The sequence below is a fragment of the Rhizobium sp. SG_E_25_P2 genome (assembly GCF_029892285.1).
Taxonomy (GTDB): Bacteria; Pseudomonadota; Alphaproteobacteria; order Rhizobiales; family Rhizobiaceae; genus Rhizobium_E.
In genome coordinates this window covers 1-12,226 of sequence record NZ_JARXVM010000017.1, presented here as the reverse complement: position 1 = coordinate 12,226, position 12,226 = coordinate 1, and the positions used below count along the sequence as shown (strand labels likewise).

Sequence of the window (12,226 nt, the reverse complement as noted above, 5' to 3'; positions counted from 1 at the left end):
CTTCTTGTCTGTCGCCCTGGTCGAAGGCGACCGGCCGGATCATCTCCGGCCGGCCTTGTCACTATTCAGAGACCTTGCGCTCTCAGCTTGCCGTCGAGGAATTTCTTGGCGCGCGGCACGTCGGACTCTTCCAGATGCTCGATGATCACCGGAATGTTCGGGTGCTTGCGCGACAGAAGCTTGAGATAGAGATCGTAGTTCAGCGAGCCCAGGCCCGGAGCCGGCAGTTCGATTTCTCCGACGCCTCGGAACGTGTGGCTTTCCAGCGCGTCCGCATCGCCGATATCGGCATGCTTTTCCGACTTGTCGTCGCCGGAGCGCTTGACATCCTTGGCATGGCCGATCTTGATCTTGTCCTGCAGCGTGTCGAACACCTGATTGAGGATTTCGTCCATGCGATCGATATTGTGCGTCTCGAAATAGTTGGTCGGGTCCATCAACAGGCCGAGGCCGGGGTGATCGACCTGGGCGAACATCTTCACCGTCTCCTCGACCGAGCCGACGACATTGTTCACATAGGTTTCCAGCAGGAAGACCGCGCCGTGATCGTAAGCGAATTGCGATAGATCGGCGATGACCTTGCGGCACTCCTCAAAGCCCTCCTCCGTCTTGTTCTTGGGATGATGCACCCAGTCGGAGTCGGTGTTGAAGGTTCCGGTTTCGGAGATCACATAGGGCGTGCCGAGATATTGCGCATGCGCGATGATCTCCTTGAGATAGCCCACCCGCCGCTCGCGCTCGGCCTTGTCGGGATGAATGATGTTGGTATAGCCGGAAATGCAGCAGATCGGCAGATTGTTGTCACGGAACGTCTCGCGGATCGTCACGCATTTGTCCTTGGTGATCTGGCCTGCCGACAGGTCCATATCCTTGAAATGCATGTCGAGCTGCACGGTGTTGAAGCCGATGTCGCGGATCTTCTTGGCGGTTTCCTCGAGGCTGTACGGGAAATAGCCGGTGAAAATACCTGTTTGCATCATGATGGTGTTCCTCCTTTTATGATGGTCAATCGATGGCGATTTCGGCGAGCTTGACGGCCCGGCCTTCATCCATGGAACGATAGCCGGCTTCGACCAGCGCCATGGTTTTCACATTGTCGGCGACGTTCAGCGCCGGCGTTTCCCCGGTCTTGACGGCGTATTGCAGCTGCTCCATCACGCCGATAAAGGCGTGGGGGAACCACATCGTCTCCCAGGTCGGGGTCACCCATTGGCCGCCGGTGGTGGTTTTCGAGGCGTAGGTCAGCGTCGAGGCCGAACCGTCGGGCCAGCCGATCGTGCCCTGCGCCACGCCATCGGTGCCCTCGACCCGCCATTTGATGTAGAAATCGCTGTCGAAGCCCGCTTCGCGCGGCCCGGCCCAGACATCCTCCATCGACACCGCCAGCACATTGTCCGGAAATTTGATGGTGGAGACGGTGATGCCGTCCTTATGGGCGAATTGCGTGCGCGGGTCGGATCGCGTCGCGGTGTAGATTTCCTCGGGATCGCCGAACAGGAAGCGCAGCACGTCGAGATGATGCACGCTCATATTGGCGAGCGTCAGCCGATCCAACCCTTCGAGAAAACTCTGCCAATGCGGAATGGCGCGCATGTCGATCGTCGCGATGACTACCTTGCCGAGTTCGCCCTTGTCGAGGATCTGCTTGAGCACCCGCATCGACTGGTCGTAGCGCATGTTCTGGTTGACCGAGAGGATCTTGCCGGCGGCATTGGCCTCGTCGCGCAGCTTGCGCGCCTCGTCGAGCGACAGCGCTAAGGGCTTCTGGGCCAGGATCGCCTTGATATGCGGTTCTTTCAGCGCCGCGCGGATCAGCGCCGGCTGCTGGTCGGGCGGATAGGCGATATCGAGGATCTCGACATCCGTATCCTTGATCAGCGCTTCCGGCGTGTCGTGTACCCTGGGAATGCCCCAACGGCTGGCGACGCTCTCGGCGCGGGATTTGGTGCGCGACGCGATGGCCGCGACCGTGAATCCGGCCTCCTTATAGGCGGCCAGATGGCATTCGGCCATGATCATCCCGGCGCCGATCGCGCCGATCCTGTAGTCGTTGACCCGGACCTCCACATCCGGCTTGAAACCCTTGGCGTCAGCCATGTTTTCCTCCCATCATGCGCCGGCGGGGGCAAGCGCGCGCCCGTCCGGACCAAAAAAGTGAATGCGGCGCGGGTCGCAGCTGAGCGCGACGGCGCTGTCGATCTCGATGCGCGGCTGCCCGCGCAACAGCGCCCGCAAGCGGCCCTCCCCGACGGCATAGGTCACCACCGTGTAGCCGCCGAGCGGCTCGACCTCGAACACGCGGGCCGGTCGTCCCGTCCGATCCGCGCTCCAGGGTTCAGGCCTGAGATCTTCGGGCCTGATGCCGACGCTGGACGCCGCGGGCGGCGCGAGCCCTCCCAGATCGATCACGCCGGAGGCCGCAGCGCCCGCCTCGATCGGCAGGATATTCATGGCCGGCGAGCCGAGCAGGCGCGCGACATAATCGCTGGCCGGCCGGTCATAGATCTCCGAGGGCGCGCCCATCTGGCGGATTGCGCCATGCTCCATGATCGCCATGCGATCGGCGATCGACATCGCCTCTTCCTGGTCATGGGTGACATAGACAAGCGTGTGGCCGAGCTCGCGCTGGATGCGCTTGAGCTCGACGCGGGTTTCCTCGCGCAGCCGCGCGTCGAGCGCCGAAATCGGGTCGTCCATCAGATAGGCGGCGGGATCGCGCACCAGAGCTCGGGCGATGGCGACGCGCTGACGCTCGCCGCCGGAGAGTTGCGCCGGCGGCTTGTGCAGCAGATGACCGATATGCAGCTTGGCCGCCACTGCCGCCACGCGCGCCTTGATCTTGTCTTCCGGCACGCGCCGCTCGACCAGCGGAAAGCGCACATTCTCTTCCGCCGACATATGCGGAAACAGCGCGAGGTTCTGGAACACCATGGCGACATTGCGCTCGGCCGGCGACAGCGCATTGGCGATCTTGCCGCCGATCAGGATTTCACCAGCGTCAGGCGCCTCCAGCCCGAGAATGAGTTTCAGGATGGTCGACTTGCCCGACAGAGGCGGTCCGAAGAAGCAGAAGAACTCATTGTCGGCAATCTCGAAGGAGACATTGTCGACTGCGAGTGTGCTGCCGAAACGCTTGGTGACATTGCGAAATGCGATGCTGGCCATGATCACGCCTCCCTGATCGCAAGGCCGGTCTCGCCGTCGAACAGGCGCACCGAACCGGGATTGACCGTGAGCCGCGCCATCTGGCCGGCGTCGAAAGCCGCGTCATTGCCGAGCACGAGCTTGATGACTGCGCCCTCGGTTCCTAAATGGACGATGGTGCGCGAGCCGATCCGCTCGACGAAAAAGATCGGCAGCCCAGAGGATGAGGGCTCAAGCTGCGCCTGTTCCGGCCGGAAGCCGTAATAAACGCTGCGGGTCCTGCCCGTTTTCGCCGCTCTAGCCAATGAAGGCTCCAGCGCCTCCGACAGGCCGAACACGCCGAGATCGACATGCAGCGCATCGGCGCGGTCGACGAGTTCGCCGCGGATGAGGTTCATACCCGGCGATCCCAGAAAGCCGGCGACGAAAGTGCTGCTCGGATTGTTGTAGACATCGACGGGCGACCCACTCTGCAGCAGCACGCCGTGATCCATCACCGCGATCCGGTCGGCCATGGTCATGGCCTCCAGCTGGTCATGGGTGACATAGACCATGGTCTGCTTGAACTGGCGTTGGAGATGCTTGAGTTCGGTGCGCATCACCGCGCGGAACGCGGCGTCGACATTCGACAGGGGTTCGTCGAGCAGGAAGATCGCCGGCTCGACTATCGCCGAACGGCCGATCGCCAGCCGCTGCAGGATGTTGACCGACAGTTTTGCCGAGGGCTGGCGCAGCAGCGGGCCGAGTTGCAGGAACTCCGCCATCTGCTTCACACGACGGTCGATCTCCGCCGCCGGCAGCTTGCGCATGCGCAAGCCGTAGGCGAGATTGTCGTAGACGCTCATATGGGTGAAGATGGCATAGTTCTGGAACACGAAGCCCACGCCGCGCCGGCCCATCGCCACGCCATTCATGTCGCGATCGTCAAACAGGATGGAGCCGCTGGTCGGGTCTTCCATGCCGGCGATCATGTTCATTGTCGTCGACTTGCCGCAGCCTGAGGGACCCAAGAGCGCCACGAACTCGCCATCCTCGATTTTCAGGTCCATGGTCTTCAGCGCCTGGAATGCGCCGAAACTCTTGGTCAATTGCTTGAGGTGAATGGAGGTCATGCCGCGCTCCCCGCGTTGCGCGCCCGGTTCATGCGGGCGATGGCGAAATTGGCCAGCACCGACAGGACGATCAGGATGGCGAGCGCGATGGCTGCGACATAACCCCAGATCAGATCGTTCTGGGTGACCTTGTAGATGTAGACGGAGATGGTTTCGGTCGCGACGCCCGGGCCGCCGCCGGTCATGATATAGAGCGTGTCGAAGATCTTGAAATTCTCGATCACCCGGATCGCCAGCGCGATGATGATGATCGTCTTCATCTTCGGCAGGATGATGGTGCGGAATTTCTGCGGCCAGGAGGCGCCGAGCAGCGTCGCGGCCTTCAACTGATCATCCGGCACGCCGGCGAGGCCCGCGAGCAGGATCAAAAACATCAGCGGCGTCCATTGCCAGATATCGGCGATCATCACCGCGATCAGCGCCCATTGCGGGCTCGACAGCCAGGCGAGCGAAAAAGGCTGACCGATCAGGCTGGAGATGATGTCGTTCACCGGCCCGCCCGACTGGAACAGCATGAAGAACATGTAGCCGGCGACCGCAGGCACCACCATCATCGGCATCAAGAGGATGGAGTAGAACAGCCGCTTGCCCCTGAAGTCGTCCATGAACAGCAAAGCCAGGATGAAACCGAGCAGGAATTCGGCCGGCACGCACACGGCCATGACCAGAAGCGTGCGCCCCATCGTATCCCAGAAGCGGGTGTCGACGGCGAGATCGGTGTAATTGGCGAAAGTATTCCAGCTTTCCCACGCCATCCACCAGGGCACGCCATCGAGCGGCGACCAGTCGGTCAGACTGATATAGAGCTGCATCAGCAGCGGAAAGACGGAAATGAACAGGACGAGGATCTGCGCGGGCAGCGTCAGCCGAAAGCCGAGCCGGCCGCTTTCGACGTCCTTCCGGGTGGTGTCGGTGGTCTGCATGGCGATGATGTCCGTCGAGGAAGCGAGCGCGTCGGTCATTGCTTCAGCGCTCCGAAGGTCAGGCCGCGCACCAGATGTTTCTGGATGGCGATGCCCATGATAACGGGCGGCACAGCGGCGATCAGGCCGAGGGCTGCTTTCGCGCCATAGAGCTGGCCGGTCATCGACGACGACAGCGACGCCATATAGACCGGGATCGTCACCCATTCGCGCGTGGTCAGGAGCAGGCCGATCAGATAGTCCGACCAGTTGAGAATGAAGACGAACAAAGCGGAGCTCGCGAGCGGCGCGCGCATCATCGGCAGGGTGATGCGGGTGAAGACGCGGAAGCGCGAGCAGCCCTCGACGCGGGCGGCGTCTTCGATTTCGCGCGGCATGTCGTCGAAAAACGTCTTCATCAGCCAGAAGGCGAAGGGCAGCGTGACGATGCCATAGATCAGCGCCAGGCCCCACCATGTGTCGACCAGGCCGAGAAAAGCCCACATGATCATCACCGGGATCATCACCGCCATCGGCGGAAACAGCCGGAGCTGGATCAGCGCTAAGGGCAGGTTCTGCCCCGAGCCGAAGCGCGACAGGCCGTAAGCTGCGGATGTGCCGGCGATCATGGCGATCAGCGTGCCGAACACGGCCGAGAGCAGCGAGGACAGGATGGGCTTCATAGCCGTGCGGTCGAGCGCCACAATCAGGTCGCTGGATGACGTGCCGAAGATGAAGCGGAAATTGTCGAGCGTCGGCTCTTTCGGCCACCAGGTGAGATCGGCGCCGGCGGCCGACCATTCGGCGATCGGCTTGAAGGCCATCGAGGCCATCCAGAGAATGGGCACAAGCGTGATCGCCACCGCCAGAACAATGGCGCCATAGCGGAACAGCTCGAAAACGGGGGAACGGGACATGGATCTATCACAAAAAATGCGGGCGCGGTGAAGAGAGGCGCGTCAAGCGCCTCTCCCCGGCTCGTTTGATGGCTCAGGCGGCGTCGGTGATGGTCGGCCAGGCCGCCTTGTTGGCCTTGATCGCCTCGATCAGCTTGTCCTCGCCGGTGCGGCGGGCAATGCGTTTCCACTGCGTCTCGGTGTCGGCCATCGCCTGTTCCGGGCTCTTCGCCTTGGTCAGCGCCGCCATCAGATTCTCGTCCAGCGCATTGTGGAAGGCGGTGGCGCCGGGATAGTTGATGGTCGGCACGGTCCGCGCCACGCTCTCCCTCACGATGTCCATATGGTAATCGTGATAGGTCTCGCGCACGAGCGGATCGGAGAAGTTGGCGAGCTGGAACGGATCGAAATAGCCGCCCGGATTGGCTGTCATCCAGGAATAGATGCGGCTGGAGCCGAGCCATTGCAGCAGCAGATAGCAGGCTTCCGGATTCTTGCTCTGCGAGGACACCGAAGCCGAAAGATTGAGCCAGAGCACGGTGCGCTGGATCAGTTTGCCGTCCACTTCGCGGCCCGGCGGCAGCATCGAGCCGATCTTGCCGGTGACCTTCGAGCCGGTATTGCCGGCATTGTCGAGGAATTTCGGCAGGTTGGAGAAGGCGCAGGTCATGGCCGCGCCGGCATTGGCGAAATTGCCATACTGCTCCGGCCAGCCCCAGGAAATCGCATCCGGCGAATGATGCGACAGCGACTCCACATATTCGAGCGTGGCGGCGACGCCGGCGTCCGAATTGATCAGCGGCGCGCCGCTGTCATCGAACAGATACTGGTTGGGATTGCCCATCGACACATAGCGCTGATACCAGTTGGTATAGCCCCAGCCCTGATTGCGCAGGTCGGTCGAGCCGAACAGGCCCTTATCAGGACGATGGAAGAAGGCGGCGATGTCGGAATGTTGCTTCCAGGTCTTGGGCGGCGCGAGCACATAGCCGTGCTTGTCGGAGAAAGCCTTCTTTTCCGCCTCATCGTTGAACAGGTCGGTGCGGTAGTTCCAGGTCTGGAAGTCGCCATCCAGTGACACGCCATAGGTCTGGCCGCGATACTGGTTGAGCAGCGAAACGCCGGCTTGGCCGCCGACATAGCCGCGCTCCGGATCGTCCCATTCCGGCTTGTGGGCCGCGACATAGTCGTCGAGCGCGATGATGCCGCCGGTTTCGGCGAGATCGCCCAGACGGTTCCATTCCACCGCATAGATGTCGAAGGCTCCGCCCTTGGTGGAGATGTCCTGCATCGTCTTGGTGAATTCCTGGCCATTGGGAACGCCAACGATTTCCAGCGTGATGCCGGTTTCTTTTTCCCAGAGCTCCTTGATCGACGGCGCGCCCTTGGGGAACGGCTGCGTCAACTGGCCGATCGAGCCGTCGGACAGGCCGAGAACGATCTTGGCCGGCGCCTTGCCCGCGCCTTTCAGCGCTTTGGCCGCTTCGATCGCCCTGCCCTCGGGCGTATCGGGACCATATTGATAGCGCTCGGCGCCATCGAAGCCGGTCGGGCCGCCGATCATGCCGGGGGCCAGCGCATCGGCCGCAAATGCGCGGCCGGGTCGAATGAATTGCGGGGCGATGCCGATGGCGGCGGTGACGCCGGCCAGTCGTGAGGACGCGCTCAAGAAACCGCGTCGCGACACGCGAAACGAAGTGGACATATTTTCCTCCCTTTGCAGCGGACCTCCCATCCACCGCGTGATGGATATTGATTTGATGATGACTTGATGTCAACATCAAATAACATCATGTAGCTTTCAGGAAGGATCATTTGTCATCAGCCAGACAGCGGAATCGCGTCAACAGCAACCCAAAGCGTTGAATAAATGAAGAAATATGAGGTGATGAATAACCGAAGAAAGTTCGATGCGCCGCAAAATCGCTTGCGCGGATGCAAGAAGAGATTACATCATTTTACATCATGAACGCTGACGGGAATCATGGGCTTGCGGTCGACACTGTTTGATATTGCGCGCGAATCCGGCGTCTCCACCGCCACTGTCGATCGCGTGCTCAACAATCGCTCCGGCGTGAGCGAGCGTACCCGCTCGATCGTGATGGAGACGGCCAGGCGGCTCGGCTATTTCGGCGCCAATGAAGCATCGTCGGAGCGGATCCAACTGGATTTTGTTCTGCCCCAGGGCACCAATTCCTTCATCAAAACGCTGAAAGCGCAGATCGAACGGCAATGCGCCGCCCAGGAAATCATCGATTGCCGCATCCATGAGGTGGAAGGTTTCAACCCCATCACGCTGGCTGAAACGCTGATGGGTTTGCGCGGCGCAAGCCAGGGCGTCGGTCTCATCGCGCTCGATCACCCCGCCGTGCGCGAGGCCATGCGCATGCTGGCGGATGCAGGCGTTGCCGTGGTCACGCTGGTGTCCGATATCCTGCATGTGCCGCGCACCGGCTATGTCGGCATCGACAATCGCGCCGCCGGTCGTTTAGCCGGCTATCTATTGGGTCGTTTCCTGCCGCCAGGCGAGAATCGAAAAGTGGCTCTGTTCGCAGGCTCCCTCTCCTATCGCGGCCATGAGGAGCGCGAAATGGGTTTCCGGCACATCCTATCGGAAGAGTTTTCGCATCTCGATATTGTCGAACTCAGGGAAGTCCGCGACGACAGGCAACGCGCCTATGAAGAAGCCGTCGCCCTTCTGGCGCGCCATCCGGATCTGGTCGGAATCTACAATATCGGCGCAGGCAATGCCGGCATCGGCCAGGCGATCGCCGAGGCGGGGCGCGCAAAATCCATCATCTTCATCGGCCATGAACTGACCGAATCCTCCAAGCTTCTTCTGCTGTCGGGAGCGATGGACGCGGTCATCGATCAAAATCCGCGCGTCGAGGCGCGCGAGGCCATCGCCATGCTCAGCCATGCGGTGCTCGGAAAGCGTTTCGACTATCACGCGCCGCGCCTGCAGGTGGTGTTTCGTGAGAATATCCCGGAACTCTGAGGGCGCCGCGCGACGCGGCGGCGTCTTGCCTCAATTCCTGAAAAGCATTACACACTCATTAACCATGGGGTGAAGTCATGCAGCATGAACGGGCAAACAGCGCAAGCGACGCAGCGGACGGCGACGCCGCCAACAGCAACGACGCCGTCAATGCGAGGCTGGTCGAGATTATCAAGGCCAATACGGTGCGCGCGTCTGGTGCGGGCGAAGCCGCTCTTTTGCCGAAGCGTGGATTTTTCGCGCAGATCTTCGCCATGATCGGCCTCGTCGGCCTGATGGCGGTTGCCTATGTCTATGGACTGGTGGTTGGCAAGGACGCCTGATCCGCCAAGCTTGATATGCTGAAAAGGGCTCCTCGCGGAGCCCTTTCGCATGTTCAGACCGTCACATAGTTCCGCCAGTCATGCTCTTCCTTGAAACCGAGCACTTCGCGGATCTTGCGGTTGGAGAGCAGCCCTTCGAATTCGCCGATCTCGCGGGTGAACGGCACATTCGGATAGTAGCGCGCCGCAAGCTCGCGGCTCGGCGTGTTGGCCGACACCGTGTCATTGGCGGCGTTGAACACCTGATAGCCCAATCCGTCCTTGCCAATGCAGAGATGGACAATCTGGCCGAGATCGCGCGCATCGATATAGGACCAGGCGATGCGCTTGCGGATCTCCGGATCGGCGAAATAACGCGGGAAATCGGCATATTCATGCGGCTCGATCACATTGCCGATCCGGAGCGCATAGATGTCGGCGCCGGAACGTTCGGCGAAGGCGCGCGCGGTCTTTTCATTGAGCACCTTTGACAGACCGTAGGAGTCCATCGGATTGACGTCATAGTCTTCGTCCAGCGGAAACTGGTGGAAGTCGCGATGTCCCTCGGCGAAGCAGACGCCATAGGTTGTTTCCGACGACGCCACGATGATCTTGCGCACCCCGAGCTTCACCGCAGCTTCGACGACATTGTAAGTGCCCATCGTGTTGACGCGGAACGTCTCGTTGTCGGGCTTGATGAGGATGCGGGGAATGGCGGCGAAATGCACCACGGCGTCATAGGGCTCCACGCCCCGGCCATGATCGAGATCCGCAAAATCGCGGTGCATCGTCAGCGCATTATAGACCTGGCCGGAATCGGTGATGTCGACAATAAGATTGGTGACGCCTGGGCTGTCGAGCGGCGTGAGATCGAGGTTATGCACCTCATAGCCGGCATTGATGAGCCAGGGAACAACATGACGGCCGGCTTTTCCCGCGCCGCCGGTGAATAGAATACGCTTTTTCAACAAACAGTCCTCCCGTGATCCGCCTCCAACAGGCGGACGTGATATCAGGCAGGAGTGATACGCGCGAAAACCGAAATCGTTCAAGTCCAAAGGGCGAAAGCGGCAACTTTCGCCCTTGGCGTTTTCGTCTCAGAGCAATGTGACGTCGAGCGCGGCGGGATTGGCGAAATCATCCTGCGCGGCGATCAGGTGCAGTTCGCGCCGTCCAGCTTTCAACGTCTTGTCGAACAACGCGAAAATGCTGGAGGCTGTGCGTCCCAGGCAATCGGCGAGCGACGCGCCCGACAGGCGATGCGCCAGGAACAGCGCCGAGGTGCAGTCGCCTGCCCCGTTCGGCGCCGGATTGATCGCCAGTCGCCGCGTCGACACCAGCGCCTGTTCGCCCGAGCGATGCGAAGCCAGCATCTGGATTTCGTCGTCGCCGGTCCGGTCGTGGATCAGCGACGTCAACAGCACGATTTCAGGCCCCATGTCATGCGCCGAACGGCAGGCGGCCCGCGCCTCGTCGAGTGTCGTGATCGTCCGCCCGGTCAAAAATTCGAGTTCGAACTGGTTGGGCGTGATGATGCCGGCGCGCGGCAGCGCCCGATCACGGAAGAATTCGGGAATGCCGGGCCGGACGAAAAAGCCGCGACCGACATCGCCCATCACCGGATCGCAGAGCCACAGCGCATCTTTTGGCAGCCGGTCGAGCAGGGAAATGATGATCTCGCCGATGGCGGGGTCGCCGAGATAACCGGTCAGCAGCGCATCTGCGCTGGCGAGCGCCCCGCGCTTGTCCAGCCCTTCGACGACCGCTTCGATATGGGCGGCCGAAAACACATCGCCGGTCCATTCGCCATAGCCGGTATGGTTGGAGAACTGCACCGTGTTGATCGCGGTGACTTCATGGCCGAGGCGCTGCAGCGGAAAGACGGCAGCGCGATTGCCGACATAACCATAGGCGACATGGGACTGGATGGACAGGATCTGTTTCATGACGGCGGGGACCAATGCAATGCAGGAGGGAAGCGCAAAACGAAAAGCCCCGCTGTTTCCAGCGGGGCTTCCCAATCAGTCTCGTCGAGAGATTACTCGATGATCGAGGCGACGATGCCGGCGCCGACGGTGCGGCCGCCTTCGCGGATTGCGAAGCGCAGCTTTTCTTCCATCGCGATCGGAACGATCAGCTCGACGGCAACGGTGATGTTGTCGCCAGGCATAACCATTTCCGTGCCTTCCGGCAGCGATACGATGCCCGTCACGTCCGTGGTGCGGAAGTAGAACTGCGGACGGTAGTTGGTGAAGAACGGCGTATGACGGCCGCCTTCTTCCTTGGTCAGGATGTAGGCTTCAGCCATGAACTTCTTGTGCGGCTTGACAGAGCCGGGCTTGCACAGGATCTGGCCGCGCTCGACGCCGTCACGGGTGACGCCGCGAAGCAGCGCGCCGATGTTGTCGCCGGCCTGGCCCTGGTCGAGCAGCTTGCGGAACATTTCGACGCCGGTGCAGGTCGACTTGATGGTCGGGCGGATGCCGACGATTTCGACTTCTTCGCCAACCTTGACGATGCCGCGCTCAACGCGACCGGTCACCACGGTGCCGCGGCCAGAGATCGAGAACACGTCTTCGATCGGCAGCAGGAAGGGCTGGTCGATCGGACGTTCCGGGGTCGGGATATAGGCGTCGACGGCGGCCATCAGTTCGCGGATCGCGTCTTCGCCGATCTTCTTGTCGGAATCTTCAAGAGCGGCCAGAGCCGAACCCTTGATGATCGGGATATCGTCGCCCGGGAAGTCGTAGGACGACAGCAGTTCGCGCACTTCGAGTTCGACGAGTTCGAGAAGCTCGGCGTCATCGACCTGGTCGACCTTGTTGAGGAACACGACGATGGCGGGAACGCCGACCTGACGGGCGAGCAGGAT

The 12,226-nt window shown here is 61.4% G+C and carries 12 protein-coding genes; 2 read left to right on the top strand and 10 right to left on the bottom strand.

The window, feature by feature from the left end; all coding sequences use genetic code 11:
* Positions 1-65 precede the first annotated feature (65 nt).
* From M2360_RS20615 to M2360_RS20585, 7 genes are all read right to left on the bottom strand, one after another.
* Positions 66-980, bottom strand: coding sequence for a sugar phosphate isomerase/epimerase (locus M2360_RS20615; protein ID WP_280777233.1), 915 nt, complete (start codon positions 978-980; stop codon positions 66-68).
* A 25-nt stretch (positions 981-1,005) separates the two neighbouring features.
* Positions 1,006-2,097 carry a Gfo/Idh/MocA family oxidoreductase gene (locus M2360_RS20610; protein ID WP_280777232.1) on the bottom strand — a complete coding sequence of 364 codons (1,092 nt, stop codon included), beginning with the start codon at positions 2,095-2,097 and terminating at the stop codon, positions 1,006-1,008.
* A 12-nt stretch (positions 2,098-2,109) separates the two neighbouring features.
* The gene (locus tag M2360_RS20605) at positions 2,110-3,165 is read right to left on the bottom strand and encodes an ABC transporter ATP-binding protein (protein WP_280777230.1); all 1,056 of its coding nucleotides are present in this window, start codon (positions 3,163-3,165) and stop codon (positions 2,110-2,112) included.
* A gap of 2 nt (positions 3,166-3,167) precedes the next feature.
* Positions 3,168-4,256 carry an ABC transporter ATP-binding protein gene (locus tag M2360_RS20600; protein WP_280777229.1) on the bottom strand — a complete coding sequence of 363 codons (1,089 nt, stop codon included), beginning with the start codon at positions 4,254-4,256 and terminating at the stop codon, positions 3,168-3,170.
* Positions 4,253-5,179, bottom strand: a complete 927-nt coding sequence (locus M2360_RS20595) for a sugar ABC transporter permease (RefSeq protein ID WP_280777372.1) — start codon at positions 5,177-5,179, stop codon at positions 4,253-4,255. Before M2360_RS20595 ends, M2360_RS20600 begins: the two co-directional genes overlap by 4 nt.
* Before the next feature lie 35 nt (positions 5,180-5,214).
* Positions 5,215-6,075: a carbohydrate ABC transporter permease gene (locus M2360_RS20590; protein ID WP_280777227.1), complete on the bottom strand. Its 861-nt coding sequence runs from the start codon at positions 6,073-6,075 to the stop codon at positions 5,215-5,217.
* Positions 6,076-6,148: 73 nt separating this feature from the next.
* Positions 6,149-7,759: an extracellular solute-binding protein gene (locus M2360_RS20585; RefSeq protein WP_280777226.1), complete on the bottom strand. Its 1,611-nt coding sequence runs from the start codon at positions 7,757-7,759 to the stop codon at positions 6,149-6,151.
* A gap of 285 nt (positions 7,760-8,044) precedes the next feature.
* On the opposite strand from M2360_RS20585, the gene M2360_RS20580 reads away from it, so the two are divergent.
* Together M2360_RS20580 and M2360_RS20575 are read left to right on the top strand one after the other, a co-directional pair.
* Entirely contained in the window at positions 8,045-9,052 is a 1,008-nt protein-coding gene (locus tag M2360_RS20580; RefSeq protein ID WP_280777224.1) for a LacI family DNA-binding transcriptional regulator, read from the top strand.
* 77 nt (positions 9,053-9,129) lie between these two features.
* Entirely contained in the window at positions 9,130-9,375 is a 246-nt protein-coding gene (locus M2360_RS20575; protein ID WP_280777223.1) for a hypothetical protein, read from the top strand.
* A gap of 53 nt (positions 9,376-9,428) precedes the next feature.
* On the opposite strand, the gene M2360_RS20570 is transcribed toward M2360_RS20575, so the two are convergent.
* The 3 genes from M2360_RS20570 to M2360_RS20560 form a co-directional block, all read right to left on the bottom strand.
* On the bottom strand, positions 9,429-10,322 hold the full coding sequence (locus M2360_RS20570) for an NAD(P)-dependent oxidoreductase (protein ID WP_280777221.1): 894 nt from the start codon (positions 10,320-10,322) through the stop codon (positions 9,429-9,431).
* A gap of 129 nt (positions 10,323-10,451) precedes the next feature.
* A complete protein-coding gene (gene pdxY, locus M2360_RS20565; RefSeq protein WP_280777219.1) occupies positions 10,452-11,300 on the bottom strand; it encodes a pyridoxal kinase PdxY in 849 nt (282 codons plus the stop codon).
* Positions 11,301-11,392: 92 nt separating this feature from the next.
* Positions 11,393-12,226, bottom strand: an 834-nt coding sequence (locus M2360_RS20560; protein ID WP_280777218.1) for an elongation factor Tu, incomplete at its 5' end; no start/stop codon positions are given.

Bases quoted from the DNA above. Each gene is read 5' to 3' on its own strand.
- M2360_RS20590 (WP_280777227.1), bottom strand. From the start codon at position 6,075: ATGTCCCGTTCCCCCGTTTTCGAGCTGTTCCGCTATGGCGCCATTGTT.
- M2360_RS20615 (WP_280777233.1), bottom strand. From the start codon at position 980: ATGATGCAAACAGGTATTTTCACCGGCTATTTCCCGTACAGCCTCGAG.
- pdxY (WP_280777219.1), bottom strand. From the start codon at position 11,300: ATGAAACAGATCCTGTCCATCCAGTCCCATGTCGCCTATGGTTATGTC.
- M2360_RS20595 (WP_280777372.1), bottom strand. From the start codon at position 5,179: ATGCAGACCACCGACACCACCCGGAAGGACGTCGAAAGCGGCCGGCTC.
- M2360_RS20605 (WP_280777230.1), bottom strand. From the start codon at position 3,165: ATGGCCAGCATCGCATTTCGCAATGTCACCAAGCGTTTCGGCAGCACA.
- M2360_RS20610 (WP_280777232.1), bottom strand. From the start codon at position 2,097: ATGGCTGACGCCAAGGGTTTCAAGCCGGATGTGGAGGTCCGGGTCAAC.
- M2360_RS20575 (WP_280777223.1), top strand. From the start codon at position 9,130: ATGCAGCATGAACGGGCAAACAGCGCAAGCGACGCAGCGGACGGCGAC.
- M2360_RS20600 (WP_280777229.1), bottom strand. From the start codon at position 4,256: ATGACCTCCATTCACCTCAAGCAATTGACCAAGAGTTTCGGCGCATTC.
- M2360_RS20585 (WP_280777226.1), bottom strand. From the start codon at position 7,759: ATGTCCACTTCGTTTCGCGTGTCGCGACGCGGTTTCTTGAGCGCGTCC.